This is a genomic window from Micromonospora sp. WMMD1082, assembly GCF_029626175.1.
In the GTDB taxonomy this organism is placed as follows: Bacteria; Actinomycetota; Actinomycetes; order Mycobacteriales; family Micromonosporaceae; genus Micromonospora.
The window spans coordinates 397,184-411,165 of the sequence record NZ_JARUBM010000002.1; the positions used below are offsets into that span (position 1 = coordinate 397,184).

Sequence of the window (13,982 nt, forward strand, 5' to 3'; positions counted from 1 at the left end):
GTTGACTGAACCGGATAAGTGAGGCCACCGTACGGGCGCGCTCCCACAGTGTCAACGACGGGTTAACGGCGTGGCCAACCCGTAACCTGAGCACCCCGATCGCCTGCGCGAAACAGCCTGATAGACCGCTGTCCTACGCAGCTCGATACGGGCGACGCGATGATCGTGCGGCGTTCCGTCCTAGACTGAACCGAACAAGTTCCGGCGCCCCGACCGGCGCTCGCGGTCACCTGACCCGCGCCGGGTCACGAGCGGGCCGCCGGGTAGCGTGTCCAGCGCCGCCCGCGCCACCGGCGTGGTGCCGGCAGGACGGACTGGTTCAGGAGGAAGTCGCCGGTGAAGCGGCCCACCATCGCGGATGTCGCCCGGCGGGCGGGGGTTTCCAAGGGCGCGGTGTCGTACGCGCTGAACGGCCAGCCGGGCGTCTCCGAGGCGACCCGGCAGCGCATCCTCGCCATCGCCGCCGAGATCGGGTTCAGCCCGAGCAGCGCCGCCCGTGCCCTCTCCGGTGCGACCGCCCGGGCGATCGGGCTGATCCTCGCCCGGCCGGCGCGGACCCTCGGCATCGAGCCCTTCTTCATGGAGCTGATCAGCGGCGTGGAGGCGGAACTGTCCGCCCGGTCGTACGCGCTGACCCTTCAGGTGGTGGCCGACCAGAGCGCGGAGATCGCGGTCTACCGGCGCTGGTGGGGCGAGCGGCGGGTGGACGGCGTGCTGGTCTGCGACCTGCGTACCAACGACGGGCGGGTGCCGGTGCTGGAGGAGCTCGGCCTGCCGGCCGTGGTGATCGGCGGGCCGGCGGGCACCGGCGGGCTGCCCAGCGTCTGGTCGAACGACGCGGCGGCGCTGGTGGAGACCGTGGAATACCTCTACGCCCTGGGCCACCGGCGGATCGCCCGGGTCGGCGGCCTGCCCGAGCTGCTGCACACCGCGATCCGCACCGACGCCTTCACCGAGGTGTGCCGGCGCCTCGGCCTCGCCGAGGCGGTCACCGCCTCCTCCGACTACACCGGGGAGGAGGGCGCCCGGGCCACCCGGCGGCTGCTCAGCTCCCGCGTCCGCCCCACCGCGGTGATCTACGACAACGACGTCATGGCGGTCGCCGGGCTCTCGGTCGCCCAGGAGATGGGGCTCGCGGTCCCCGCCGACCTGTCCATCGTGGCCTGGGACGACTCGCCGCTGTGCCGGCTGGTGCACCCGCCGCTCACGGCGCTCGGCCGGGACATCCCGGCCTACGGCGCGCACGCCGCGCGTCAGTTGTTGCAGATGATCGAGGGAGCACCGACGGTCGGGCTGGAGGACGAGACGGCCCATCTGACCCCGCGCGGCAGCACCGGCCCGGCGCCCAGGTGAAACGGTTAAGCGCTCCCGGCGGTCATCGGGACGTGGACGGAAACTCCTCGAAGTACGCCTCGACCCGCTCCGCGGTCGCCGGGCGGGCCAGCTCGAACCCCTGGCCGTAACGGCAGCCGGCCCGGTGCGCCCCCTCGACCTGGTGGGCGGACTCCAGTTCCTCGGCCACCACCTCCAGGCCCAACCGGTCGGCCACGGTGACCACCACGTCCAGCAGCGGGCGGTGCGGATCGCCGCCCGCGACCGACGCCTCCGGCCCGACCTTGAGCAGGTCGATCGGCAGCCGCCGGAGCTGGGCGAGGGAGGCGTGCTCGGCCCGGAAGTCGTCCAGCGCGGTGCGGATGCCCATCGAGCGCAACCCGGCCAGTCGGGCCACCACCGTCGGCAGCTCCGCGGCGACCCGGGGCTCGGCGACCTCGACCACCAGCTGGTCCGGCCCCACCCCGTACGCCTCCAGGACGGCCGCCGTCCGGGGCACGAAGTCCGGTGAGGTGAGTTCGCGGGCGGTGACGTTGACCGCCATCCAGAGCCCCCGACGGCCGACCGACCAGTCGGCCAGCTGGCGGCAGGCCCGATCCAACACCCAGGCGCCCAGCTCGCCGACGATGTCGAGATCCTCGGCCACCGGCAGCAGCTCCGCCGGGAACACGGTGCCGAGCGCGGGGTTGCGCCAGCGCAGCAGCGCCTCCGTGCCGACCGGCGACCGGTCGGCCAGCGCGAGCACCGGCTGGTAGACCAGATCCAGCTCGCCCCGGGCGACCGCGCCGGGCAGCTCCCGCTCCAGGTCCAGCCGGCGGACCAGTTGCTCCTCCAGGTAGGCGTCGTACCACTCGACCCGGTCCCGCCCGAGCTGGGCCGCGCGCCGCCGGGCCAGATCCGCCTGCCGGAGCACGTCCTCCGGCCGGCCACGGGTCAGCTCGGCGAGCCCGATGCTGGGTCGCGACCGCAGCGCCGCCCCCGACACCTCGTACGGCCGGCCCAGTGCGGTGAGCAGTCGGGTGCCCAGCGCGTAGGCCAGCACCGGCCCGACCCCGGTGACCACCGCGAGCCCGCTGCCGGTCAGGTCGAACACCTCGTCCCCTTCGGCGGCCACGGCCCGGGCCCGGCGGACGGCCTCGGCGCCCACGTCGTCGCGCACGACCGGACCGGGCAACTCGGTGAGGTGCAGGTCGACCACGAGCAGCGTGCCGGAGGCGGGTTCGGGCCGCTCCGCCAGGGCGCGCAGCAGGGCGGCACGGCCGGCCGGTACGCCGACGTCGGCGAGCGCCGGAGCCGGCGCGACCGTCCCCGCCACCGGGGGCGGTGCCGCCGGCGGGTCCGGCGCGGCCGCCGGCGCCGACCCGGCGCCGCCGAGCAGTTCGCGGGCCACCAGCGACGGCACCGCGGCGAGCGCGAGCAGCACCGCGGTCCGGTCCGGCAGCAGACCGGCCTGCAACTGGTGGACGATGGCCAGCACCACCGCCACCGCCGGAACCACCGCCCTCGGCCAGACCCACGGGGCCTGCCGGGACGCGTCGCCCCGCACCACCCCCCGTACCCCGGCGGCGACCAGCAGCACACCGGCCACCAGTGACGGCACGACCAGCAGCGCGGCCCGCCCGGCGGCGGGGCCGGCGGGCAGCGCGGCCAGCAGCACCAGGGCGAGCAGGGTCAGCGCCGCTCCGGCCCGGCACCGGGCGACGCCGGAGCGGCGGCGCGCCCCGGTCAGCACCGTCAACGCGTCGACGGCGAGCACGCCCACGGCGACCGCGACGACCAGCCGCACTGGTGCCGGGACACCGGCGTACGGCAGCAGCAGCCAGGCGGCGAGCACCAGGCAGAGGCCGGGTGGCGCGCCGTCGAGCAGCTGGCGCGGCCACCTCCGGGCCGGCGGACGCGGCCGTCGGGGCAGGCTGAGCAGGCCGCCGCCGAGCAGCGCGGTGGTGCCGGCGAGCCCGGCGACGGTCGCCGCCGGTCGGTACCCGGCGGAGGCCAGCGGCAGCACCGCCGCGGTCAGGCCGGCGGTCACCACCGCGGCGTGCAGCAGGGCGGCGGCTCGGCGAGGGCGGGCCGCCGCGCGGCGGGCCATCCGCCCGGCGGGCGGGCCGGCGGCCGGCGAGTCGGGACCGAGGGTCAGCCGGGACAGGCGTACGCCGGCCAGCGTGGAGGCGGCGGCACCGGCGAGCGCCACCACGGCGAGGGCCGGCACGTGACCGGTCGCACCGAGGACCACCAGCACGGCGGTCACCGCGAGGACGCAGATCTCCGGCAGGATCGGACGGTACGCGGCACGGGACGGGGCGGCACGGAACACAGACGGGACGGGCACGACGTTCGCCTTCGTGAGGGGGCACGGGGGCGGTGCGGCGGTGCGTGGCCGGCGGAGATGGTCCGCCGTCCACCACCGGTGAACGAGTCGGCCGGCGAGAAGTTGCGGCCGATCGACCGTGAGCGATATCACGGACCCGGTCGGCGACGCGGGCGGACGGCCGTGACAGCCCGCTCCGGGCGCGCCACCGAGGGGGTGGAATCATCGGGGCATGTCCCGCTCCGACACCGCCCGGTTCCGGCACCACCAGGCCATCCTGGTCGCGGCGATCGTCGCCCTCATCGGCGCCCTGCCGCTGGCCGGTGCTCGCGCGTACCTGCTGCCGGTGCTGCTGGCGCCACTGACGGTGGCCGTCTGGGCCTGGCGCGCCGGCACCGACGCCGACGTCCGGGGGCTGCGGGTGCGCGCGCTCGCCGGGCAGCGCCGCATCCCCTGGGACCAGGTGGTCGAGCTGGGGTCGGACCCGCGCGGCCGGGCGGTCGCCCGGCTCGACGACGGCCGGCGGTTGGTGCTGCCGGCCGTCCGCCGCGAGGACCTGCCGCGGCTGGTGGCCGCGGCCGGGCGCGGCGGCACCGAGCCGGCTCAGTAGCCGTCCACCACCACGTTGCGCGGCGTCTCCCCGGCCGCGAACCGCCGGATCTGCTGACCGACCAGGCGGTACGCCCGTGGCAGCAGGCCCCGCACCGAACCGGCCACGTGCGGGGTGAGCAGCACGTTCGGCATCTCCCAGAGCGGATGCCCGGCGGGCAGCGGCTCGGGATCCGTCACGTCCAGGGCGGCGGAGATGCGGCCGGTGGCCAGCTCGGCGACCAGCGCGTCGGTCCGGGCCACCGGCCCCCGGGCGGCGTTCACCAGCAGCGCGCCGTCGCGCATCGCGGCCAGGAACTTCTCGTCGACCAGCCCCCGGGTCTGCGCGGTCAGCGGCACCAGCAGCACCACGACGTCGGCGTGTGGCAGCAGCTGCGGCAGCTCGGCGACGCCGCGCACCCCCTGATCCGCCCGGGCGGTGCGGGCCACCAGGGTGAACTCCACCTCGAACGGCGCGAGGCGGTCCCGCAGCGCGGTGCCGATCGAACCCGCGCCGACGATCAACACCCGCTTGCCGGCCAGCTCGTCGGTGGGGGTCACCTCGTCGTACGCCCACCGCCGGTCGGCCTGGGCGCGGGCCATCGCCGGGAAGGCGCGCAGCTGGGACAGGATCGCCGCGACCACCCACTCCGCGGTGGAGGGGTCGTGCACTCCCCGGGCGTCGCAGAGCGTGACCCCCGGCGGCACCCGGTCGACCCAGGCGTCCGCGCCGGCCGAGAGCAGCTGCACCACCGCCAGGTCGGGCAGCTCGTGCAGCAGGGCCGTGGCGTTCACCCCGGCGAGGAAGGGTGGCACCCAGAACCGGACGCCGGCCACCGGCGAGGGCAGCGCGGCCGGATCGTCCATCGTCTCGACGGTGACCTCCGGCGGCAGCTCGCCGAGCAGGGCGTGACCGGCCTCGTGCGGGATCCATACCTTCACGTTCGCCGACGATAGGCCCCCGCACGCCGCACCAGCCGATGGGGGGTCGGTCGCGTGGACGTGCGCGGCGGCGGCCACACCGGGCTACGCTGGGCCGGGTGAGCGCTCCCCCGTACCTCCGCGCCCGTCAGGTCCGTACCGCCCTCGCGGCGTCCTGCGCGACACTGCTGCTCGCCGCCGGCGGTTGCAGCCTCGGTGAACCGGAGCCGGATCCGGCCGGCGAACCACCGAACCTGCCCACCCCCTCGGCCACGGCGGGCAACGGCGACCGGGAACTCGTCGCCACCATGCTCGCGCAGGGGCTGCGCGTGCCGTGGGGCATCGCGTTCCTGCCCGACGGCGGCGCCCTGGTCACCGAGCGTGACAGCGGCCGGATCGTCCAGGTCGGTCCGGAGTCGAACGCGGACGGCCTGAAGGTCACCGAGGTGCAGACCATCGACGACGCGGTCGCCTCGGGCGAGGGTGGTCTGCTGGGGATCGCGGTGTCGCCGGAGTTCGCGCAGGACCGGACGGTCTTCGTCTACTACACCGCCGAGCGGGACAACCGGATCGCCCGGCTGCGGCTCGGCGAGGAGCCCACGCCGATCCTGACCGGCATCCCCAAGGCGGGCATCCACAACGGCGGCGGCCTCGCGTTCGGGCCCGACGGGCAGCTCTACGCCAGCACCGGCGACGCCGGGGACACCGACCAGTCGCAGGACGTGAAGCAGCTCGGCGGCAAGATCCTGCGGATCACGCCGGAGGGGAAGCCGGCACCCGGCAACCCCTTCCCGAACTCCCCGGTCTGGTCGCTGGGCCACCGCAACGTGCAGGGCATCGCCTGGGACGGCGACCGGATGTACGCCGTCGAGTTCGGCCAGAACACCTGGGACGAGATCAACGAGATCACCAAGGGCAAGAACTACGGCTGGCCCGAGGTCGAGGGGCGCGGCGACGACGAGAAGTACGTCGACCCGATCGTGCAGTGGTCGACCGACGAGGCGTCCTGCTCCGGCCTAGCCGCGCAGGAACGGATGCTCGCCACCGCGTGCCTGCGCGGCCAGCGTCTCTGGCTGGTCGAGCTGACCGAGACCGGCACGGTGCTCGGTCAGCCGCAGGCGCTGCTGACCGAGCGGTACGGGCGGCTGCGCGCGATCGCCGCCGCACCGGACGGCTCGCTCTGGGTCAGCACCTCCAACCACGACGGGCGGGGCCGGCCGGCGCCGGAGGACGACCGGCTGCTGCGGCTCGTCTTCGCCGGTGGCGGTGCCGGCCGCAGCTGAGGCCGGCACACGCCGCATCAGCCAGGTTTGCCAAGATCCTTCGCCGGGCAGGTCAGAATCTCAGCATGGACGGTCAGCAGAACGAGGAGCCGCGCCGCGACCGGGACGGGGGTACGCCCGCCGGTCGCCCGCGCCGCCTCCCCCCGCTGGGGCGGGCCGCCGCCGACGCACGCGCGGCCGGGCGCCGCACCGCCGTACGTCGCACGGCCGTCGCCCTGGCCGTCCTGGTCGTCACGCTCGCCGGGGTGCTGCTCGGGGTTCTCGCCGGCGGGCAGGTGGGCACCGACATCGGCCCGTTCCACGCCCGGCTGTCGGTCGCGCCGGCGGCCGAGGGCAGCACCACGGTCGACATCCCGCCGCTGGGCTCGCTGCTGCTGGACAGCCACGACGGGCCGACCCGCCTGACGGTGGAGTTGGGCGCGCTGGACCAGGGCCGCACGGAGGCGCTCTTCGACGATCCCGCGAGCCTCAACCGGGCCACCCAGTCGGCGGTCGACGACATCCAGGAGGGCGTGCTGCGGCTCGGCCTGCGGACGCTCGGCTCCGCCGTACTGGCGACCCTGGTGCTGGCCCTGCTGGTCTTCCGGGACACCCGGCGGGCGGCCTGGGCCGGCGCGCTGGCCCTGGTGATCACCGCGGGCAGCCTGGGCACCGCCGCGGCGACCATGCGCCCGCAGGCGATCGAGGAACCCCGGTACGAAGGGCTGCTGGTCAACGCCCCGGCGATCGTGGGCGACGTGCGCCGGATCGCCGACGACTACACCCGGTACGGCGAGCAGCTCCAGCGGCTCATCGGCAACGTCACCCAGCTCTACACCACGGTCTCGGCGCTGCCGTTGTACGAGCCGGAGCCGGGCACCACCCGGGTGCTGCACATCTCCGACCTGCACCTCAACCCGGCCGCCTGGCAGCTCATCCGGACCGTGACCGAGCAGTTCGGCATCGACGTGGTGATCGACACCGGCGACATCACCGACTGGGGCACCGAGCCGGAGGCGTCCTACGTCGGCTCGATCAGCCTGCTCCGCAAGCCGTACGTCTACATCCGGGGCAACCACGACTCGGGGCGTACGGCCGCCGCGGTGGCCCGCCAGCCGAACGCGATCGTGCTGGACAACACGACCAGGACCGTCGCCGGGCTGACCATCGCGGGCATCGGCGACCCCCGCTTCACCCCGGACAAGAGCACCTCACCGGCCAGTGGCGGGCTGACCCAGTCCACCGCCAACGAGCTGATCGACACCGGCGAGAGGCTGGCCGCCACGATCCGTAGTTCGCCCCGGCCGGTGAACATCGCGCTGGTGCACGATCCGGCCGCCGCCGGCCCGCTCTCCGGCACCTGCCCGCTGGTGCTCGCCGGGCACACGCACAGCCGGCAGGTCAACACGCTGCCGGAGGTGCCGGGCCAGCAGCCCACCACGCTGATGGTGCAGGGTTCCACCGGCGGTGCCGGGCTGCGCGGGCTGGAGGGCGAGGAGCCGACACCGCTGGCGATGACCGTGCTCTACTTCGACCAGGAGAAGCAACTCCAGGCGTACGACAACATCACCGTCGGCGGCACCGGCCAGGCGCAGGTTAACCTCGAACGCACCGTGATCGAGCCACCGGCGAACGGGCCGCTCGCCACCACGCCCACTCCCGCCATCACGCCCACCCCCACGCCGACCCGCTGACGAGGGCGCGACCGGTGCCCCGCCCGCCGCCGGTCAGCGGAGAGCGAGGGCGGCCAGGGCGGCGTTGACGATGCTGCCGGGGAGCAGGTCGTGCAGCTCGTATAGGTCGTGCACGGTGCCGGACTGGCCGAACTCGTCCACGCCGAGCGGCACCGCGGGCGCGCCCACCGCCGAGCCGAGCCAGGCCATGGCGTGCGAGGCGGCGTCGTGCACGGTGACCACCGGCACCCGGTCGGCGAAGGCGGACCGCAGCGCACCGGGCACGCTGGGCACGGTGGCCGTGCGGACGCCCTGCCGCAGGGTGCGCTGCCAGGCGCGGTAGAGCCGGTCCAGGCTGGTCACGTCGACGACGTGGGCGGCGACGCCCTCGTCCGCCAGCTCCGCCGCCGCGGCCAGCACCTCGGGCAGCACCGCGCCCGAGGCGGCCAGCTGCACCGTCGGCGCGTCGGCCAGGTGCGGGTACGCCTGGTGGGCGTCGACCAGCCGGTACGCCCCGGCGAGCACCTGCCGGCGCAGCACCGCGTCGCCGAGCCGGGCGCGGGCCGCCTCGAACGGCGTCTGGTCGACCGGACGGGTGCTGAGCCGGAAGTAGTACGCCCCGTCCTCGGCCGGCGCGGCCGTCGGCGTCGGCTGCGCCGCACCGGCGATCTGGCCGAGCGCGTCGCAGAGCAGCCAGTCGAGGCTGCCCGCGTACGCGGGCTCGACGAAGGTCACCCCGGGCAGTTCCAGGCCCACGCTCGCGGTGATGGTGGACTGGTGGGCGCCGCCCTCCGGGGCCAGCGTGATGCCGGACGGGGTGCCCGCGACGACGAACCGGGAGCCGGAGTAGGTGCCGTAGAGGAAGGCGTCCAGACCGCGCAGCACGAACGGGTCGTAGACGGTGCCGACCGGCAGCAGCGGCTGCCCGGACAGGTCCCACGCCAGGCCGAGCTGGCCGAGCAGCAGGAACAGGTTCATCTCGGAGATGCCCAGCTCGATGTGCTGCCCGCCGGGGCTCTCCGTCCAGCGCAGCATCCGGTCCTCCGACCAGGAACGCCGCTCGGTCGGGGCGAACACGCCGGTCTTGTTGATGAACCCGGCGAGGTTGGTCGAGGTGGCCACGTCCGGCGCGGTGGTGACCAGGTACTTCCCCACCTGCGGGTCGCGGGCCAGGTCGACCAGCACCCGACCGAAGACCTCCTGGGTGGAGATCGGCTTGTTCGCGCGTACCCTCGTGGTCTGCGGGACGGTGACCCCGAGCGCCCGCTCGCGGGGCGCGCGGGACAGCGACTCCCGGCGCTGCCCGGCCCGGATGCCGGCCGGTGACGCCGGGTCGAGGCGGTCCCACTCGGTGTCCCGGGTCAACCGGTGCGCCGTCCGCAACGCGTCGACCTGCTCGCCGGTGAGCAGCGCCGAGTGGTTGCGCGGATTGCCGGCGATCGGCAGACCCCAACCCTTGACGGTGTACGCGAACACCACGCTCGGCCGGTCGGTCACCGCGTCGCACTGGGCGTACGCGTCGAGCAGCGCCGCGAGGTCGTGCCCGCCCAGGTCGGTGACGAGCGGGCCCAGCTCCTCGTCGGCGATGTCGGCGATGAACGCCGCGATGCCGTCCGGCGCGCCGTCCAGGAACTGCTTGCGCAGCGCCGGCCCGGCCAGCCCGAACAGCGACTGGTACTGCTCGTTCGGCATGGCGTCGATCCAGTCGCGCAGCGCCTCCCCGCCCGGCCGGGCGTACGCCTGCGCGAGCCGGCGGCCGTACTTCACCTCGACCACGTGCCAGCCAGCGGCCTCGAACTGGCCGCGCCACTGGTCGATCCGCACCCCGGGGACGACCCGGTCCAGCGACTGCCGGTTGAAGTCGACCACCCACATCACGTTGCCGAGCCCGGTGGTGGCCGGGTCGGCGACCGCTCCCAGATGTTGCCCTCGTCCAGCTCGGCGTCGCCGATCAGCGCGACGAACCGGGAGTGCGGCCGGTCGCCGAAGTGCGCGTCGACGTAGCGCCGGGTCACCGCGGCGAACAGCGGCGCGGCGGCGCCGAGGCCGACCGAGCCGGTGGAGAAGTCGACCTCGTCCGGGTCCTTCGTCCGCGACGGGTACGACTGGAGACCGCCGCGCGCCCGCAGCCGGGTCAGGTACGACCGGTCGAGGTTGCCCAGCAGGTACTGGATGGCGTGGAAGACCGGGGAGGCGTGCGGCTTGACCGCGACCCGGTCCTCGGCGGCCAGGTGGGCGAACCAGAGCGCGGTCATCGCGGTGACCAGCGAGGCGCTGGACGCCTGGTGCCCGCCGACCTTCACCCCGTCCCCGGCGCCGCGCTCGTGGTTAGCCGCGTCCACGATCCGGGTGGCGAGCCACAACACCCGCCGCTGGATCTCGTCGAGGACATCGAGGTCGTGCTGGTTCACGGTGGACTCCAGGGCTCCGGCACGTCGTCGTTGACGCCCGGTTCGGGGGTGGGTGGTGCTGGCGACTCAGGCGCCGAGGCGCGCCAGGATCAGTTCGCGGACGGTCTTGGCGTCGGCCTGGCCGCGGGTGGTCTTCATGACCGCGCCGACCAGGGCGCCGGCCGCGGCGACCTTGCCGCTGCGCACCTTGTCGGCGATGGCCGGGTTGGCGGCGATCGCCTCGTCCACGGCGGCGGTCAGCGCGCCGGTGTCGGAGACGACCTCCAGGTTGCGGTTGGTCATGATCTCGGTCGGGGAGCCCTCCCCGGCGACCACGCCCTCCAGCACCGTACGGGCCAGCTTGTCGTTGAGCTTGCCGGCGTCGACCAGGCCCTGCAGCTCGGCGACCTGCGTCGGGGTGGCCCCGATGTCGGCCAGCTCCACGCCCGTCTCGTTGGCCCGCCGGGACAGCTCGCCGAGCCACCACTTGCGGGCCGCCGCCGGGGTCGCACCGGCGGCCACCGTGGCCTCGATCAGCTCGACCGCGCCGGCGTTGAGCACCGACTGCATGTCCGCGTCGGAGAGCCCCCACGCCTGCTGGAGCCGGCGGCGGTGCAGCCGGGGCAGCTCCGGCAGGGCGGCCTTCAGCTCGGCCACCCAGGCCGGGTCCGGCGCGAGCGGCACCAGGTCCGGCTCGGGGAAGTACCGGTAGTCGGTGGCGGTCTCCTTGGACCGGCCGGGGGTGGTGTCCCCGGTGTCCTCGTGGAAGTGCCGGGTCTCCTGGGTGATCCGCCCGCCCGCGTCGAGCACCGACGCCTGGCGCAGCATCTCCGAGCGGACCGCCCGCTCCACCGACCGCAGCGAGTTGACGTTCTTCGTCTCGGTGCGGGTGCCCCACTCCTCGCCGGGCAGGTTCAGCGAGGTGTTCACGTCGCAGCGCAGCGAGCCCTCCTCCATGCGTACGTCGGAGACGCCGAGCGAGCGGAGCACGTCGCGCAGTTCGGTGACGTACGCGCGGGCCACCTCGGGGGCGAGCGCGGCGGTGCCGGGGATCGGCTTGGTGACGATCTCGACCAGCGGGATGCCGGCCCGGTTGTAGTCGACCAGCGACTCGGTCGCGCCGTGGATGCGGCCGGTGGCGCCGCCGACGTGCAGCGTCTTGCCGGTGTCCTCCTCCAGGTGCACCCGCTCGATGCCGATCCGCACCATCTCACCGTTCACCTCGACGTCCAGGTAACCGTCGACGCAGAGCGGCTCGTCGTACTGGCTGATCTGGAAGTTCTTCGGCATGTCCGGGTAGAAGTAGTTCTTCCGGGCGAACCGGCACCACGTCGCGATGGAGCAGCTCAGGGCCAGGCCGATCCGGATGGTCGCCTCGATGGCCGCGGAGTTGGCCACCGGCAGCGAGCCGGGCAGGCCCAGGCAGACCGGGCAGACCCGGGTGTTCGGCTCGCCACCGAAGTCGGTCGGGCAGCCGCAGAACATCTTCGTGTTCGTGCCCAGCTCGACGTGGGTCTCCAGGCCGATCACCGGCTCGTAGCGCGCGACGACCTCGTCGTACGCGGGCAGTGTCGTCGTCATCGGTGCTCCCTGCCTCACAGTGCCGGTGGAGTGAACGTGCCGACGGCGCTCTCCAGCGCGGCGGCGACCCGGTACATCCGGTCGTCGGCCATCGTCGGGGCCATCACCTGAAGACCGACCGGCAGCCCGTCGGAGAGCCCGCACGGCACCGAGATGCCCGGCCCGCCGTAGAGGTTGGTCGGGATGGTGAACAGGTCGGCCAGGTACATCTGGTACGGGTCGGCGGTGCGCGCGCCCAGCGGGAACGCCACGAACGGGGTGGTCGGCGAGATCAGCGCGTCGACCCGCTCGAACGCCGCGGTGAAGTCGCGGGTGATCAGCGTACGCACCTTCTGCGCCTGCCCGTAGTAGGCGTCGTAGTAGCCCGAGGAGAGCGCGTACGTGCCGATCATGATGCGTCGCTTGACCTCGGCGCCGAACCCGGCCTCCCGGGTCAGCGACATGACCTCCTCCAGCGACCGGTTGCCGTCGTCACCGGCCCGCAGCCCGAACCGAACGCCGTCGAAGCGGGCCAGGTTGGAGGAGCACTCGCTGGGCGCGATCAGGTAGTACGCGGGCAGCGCGTACCGGAAGTGCGGGCAGGAGATTTCGACGATCTCCGCGCCGAGCTTCGTCAACGTGTCGACGGCCTCGTCGAAGGCGGCCGTCACCCCCGGTTCGGCGCCCTCGCCGCCGAACTCGGTGACGATGCCCAGCCGCACCCCGCTCAGGTCGCCGGTGGCGCCGAGCTTCGCCGCGGCCACCACGTCCGGCACCGGCGCCGGGATGGAGGTGGAGTCGCGCGGGTCGTGCCCGCCGATCGCGGCGTGCAGCAGCGCGGCGTCCAGCACCGTACGCGCGCACGGGCCGGGTGTGTCCAGCGAGGAGGAGAACGCCACCAGGCCGTACCGGGAGGTGCCGCCGTACGTCGGCTTCGCGCCGACGGTGCCGGTGACCGCGCCCGGCTGGCGGATCGAGCCGCCGGTGTCCGAGCCGATCGCCAGCGGCGCCTCGTACGCGGCCAGCGCCGCGGCGCTCCCCCCACCGGAACCGCCGGGGATGCGGTCGGTGTCCCACGGGTTGCGGGTCGGCCCGTACGCGGAGTATTCCGTGGAGGAGCCCATCGCGAACTCGTCCATGTTGGTCTTGCCGAGCATCACCGTGCCGGCGGCGCGCAGCCGCTCCACGATGGTCGAGTCGTACGGCGGGCGCCAACCCTCCAGGATCTTCGACCCGACGGTGGTCGGCACGCCCCTGGTGGTCAGCACGTCCTTGACCGCCACCGGCACGCCGGCCAGCGGGCCCAGCTCCGCGCCGGTGGCGCGGCGGGCGTCGACGGCGCGGGCGGCGGCCAGCGCGCCCTCGGTGTCGACGTGCAGGAAGGCGTTGACCCGGTCGTCGACGGCGGCGATCCGGTCCAGGTGGGCCTGGGTGATCTCGACCGCGGAGGTCTCACCGGCGGCGACGAGTCCCGCGATCTGGGTCGCGGTCAATCTGGTGACGTCGGTCATGAGGCCACATCCTCGTCCAGGATCCGCGGTACGCGGAACCGCTGCTCCTCCGCGTCGGGCGCACCCGACAGCGCCTCCTCGGGCGTCAGGCCCGGCGTCACGACGTCCGCCCGGAGCACGTTGGTCAGTGGCACCGAGTGCGAGGTCGGCGGGATGTCCGCGGCGGCGACCTCGCCCACCTGGGCGACCGCTTGGAGGATCACGTCGAGCTGGCCGGCGAAGGTGTCCAGTTCCTCCTCCGTCACGGCGAGCCGCGACAGTCGCGCCAGGTGCGCGACCTCCTCGCGGGAGATGGCGGCCATCGGTGCCCCCTTCGTGGCTGTGCTGCGTCTGCCTGACGTGCGCCGCGCTGGCGCCCGGTACGCGACGCGCGGTGACGGCACCGAGTCTATTGTTCCGCGCCGGGCGGGCCGCTGCCGGCTCCCCGGGCCGCCCGG

At 74.5% G+C, this 13,982-nt stretch carries 9 protein-coding genes and 1 pseudogene; 4 read left to right on the forward strand and 6 right to left on the reverse strand.

All coding sequences use genetic code 11. The features are described 5' to 3' along the window. Nucleotides 1–336: 336 nt before the first annotated feature. On the forward strand, nt 337–1,353 hold the full coding sequence (locus tag O7615_RS01925) for a LacI family DNA-binding transcriptional regulator (protein WP_278175416.1): 1,017 nt from the start codon (nt 337–339) through the stop codon (nt 1,351–1,353). 22 nt (nt 1,354–1,375) lie between these two features. Here O7615_RS01925 and O7615_RS01930 read toward each other — a convergent pair whose 3' ends face one another. Continuing rightward, on the reverse strand, nt 1,376–3,661 hold the full coding sequence (locus O7615_RS01930; protein ID WP_278175417.1) for a bifunctional diguanylate cyclase/phosphodiesterase: 2,286 nt from the start codon (nt 3,659–3,661) through the stop codon (nt 1,376–1,378). A gap of 211 nt (nt 3,662–3,872) precedes the next feature. On the opposite strand from O7615_RS01930, the gene O7615_RS01935 reads away from it, so the two are divergent. After that, entirely contained in the window at nt 3,873–4,250 is a 378-nt protein-coding gene (locus O7615_RS01935; RefSeq protein WP_278175418.1) for a PH domain-containing protein, read from the forward strand. Here the strand turns inward: O7615_RS01935 and O7615_RS01940 are convergent. Then, nucleotides 4,244–5,170 carry a 2-hydroxyacid dehydrogenase gene (locus O7615_RS01940; protein ID WP_278175419.1) on the reverse strand — a complete coding sequence of 309 codons (927 nt, stop codon included), beginning with the start codon at nt 5,168–5,170 and terminating at the stop codon, nt 4,244–4,246. The genes O7615_RS01935 and O7615_RS01940 overlap by 7 nt on opposite strands. 38 nt (nt 5,171–5,208) lie before the next feature. Here O7615_RS01940 and O7615_RS01945 point away from each other — a divergent pair, with 38 nt between their 5' ends. Together O7615_RS01945 and O7615_RS01950 are read left to right on the forward strand one after the other, a co-directional pair. Further along, entirely contained in the window at nt 5,209–6,432 is a 1,224-nt protein-coding gene (locus tag O7615_RS01945; RefSeq protein ID WP_278175420.1) for a PQQ-dependent sugar dehydrogenase, read from the forward strand. A 65-nt stretch (nt 6,433–6,497) separates the two neighbouring features. Next, on the forward strand, nt 6,498–8,105 hold the full coding sequence (locus tag O7615_RS01950) for a metallophosphoesterase (protein ID WP_278175421.1): 1,608 nt from the start codon (nt 6,498–6,500) through the stop codon (nt 8,103–8,105). A gap of 33 nt (nt 8,106–8,138) precedes the next feature. Here O7615_RS01950 and O7615_RS01955 read toward each other — a convergent pair. The 4 genes and pseudogenes from O7615_RS01955 to gatC all read right to left on the reverse strand — a co-directional run bounded on the left by O7615_RS01955 (nt 8,139) and on the right by gatC (nt 13,847). Beyond that, nucleotides 8,139–10,495: pseudogene (locus O7615_RS01955) on the reverse strand (pyruvate dehydrogenase). A 66-nt stretch (nt 10,496–10,561) separates the two neighbouring features. Continuing rightward, the gene (gene gatB, locus O7615_RS01960) at nt 10,562–12,055 is read right to left on the reverse strand and encodes an Asp-tRNA(Asn)/Glu-tRNA(Gln) amidotransferase subunit GatB (protein WP_278175422.1); all 1,494 of its coding nucleotides are present in this window, start codon (nt 12,053–12,055) and stop codon (nt 10,562–10,564) included. 14 nt (nt 12,056–12,069) lie between these two features. Next, nucleotides 12,070–13,545 (reverse strand): Asp-tRNA(Asn)/Glu-tRNA(Gln) amidotransferase subunit GatA, encoded by a 1,476-nt coding sequence (gene gatA / locus O7615_RS01965; RefSeq protein WP_278175423.1) that lies wholly within the window; start codon nt 13,543–13,545, stop codon nt 12,070–12,072. Beyond that, complete coding sequence (gatC, locus tag O7615_RS01970) at nt 13,542–13,847, reverse strand: Asp-tRNA(Asn)/Glu-tRNA(Gln) amidotransferase subunit GatC (RefSeq protein WP_278175424.1); 306 nt, start codon at nt 13,845–13,847, stop codon at nt 13,542–13,544. The genes gatA and gatC overlap by 4 nt, the downstream gene beginning before the upstream one ends. Between the last annotated feature and the right edge of the window lie 135 nt (nt 13,848–13,982).

What these genes read in the sequence shown, in the direction of transcription:
- O7615_RS01945 (WP_278175420.1), top strand. Translation starts at nt 5,209, where the DNA reads ATGGGGGGTCGGTCGCGTGGACGTGCGCGGCGGCGGCCACACCGGGCT.
- O7615_RS01950 (WP_278175421.1), top strand. Translation starts at nt 6,498, where the DNA reads ATGGACGGTCAGCAGAACGAGGAGCCGCGCCGCGACCGGGACGGGGGT.
- O7615_RS01935 (WP_278175418.1), top strand. Translation starts at nt 3,873, where the DNA reads ATGTCCCGCTCCGACACCGCCCGGTTCCGGCACCACCAGGCCATCCTG.
- gatA (WP_278175423.1), bottom strand. Translation starts at nt 13,545, where the DNA reads ATGACCGACGTCACCAGATTGACCGCGACCCAGATCGCGGGACTCGTC.
- gatB (WP_278175422.1), bottom strand. Translation starts at nt 12,055, where the DNA reads ATGACGACGACACTGCCCGCGTACGACGAGGTCGTCGCGCGCTACGAG.
- gatC (WP_278175424.1), bottom strand. Translation starts at nt 13,847, where the DNA reads ATGGCCGCCATCTCCCGCGAGGAGGTCGCGCACCTGGCGCGACTGTCG.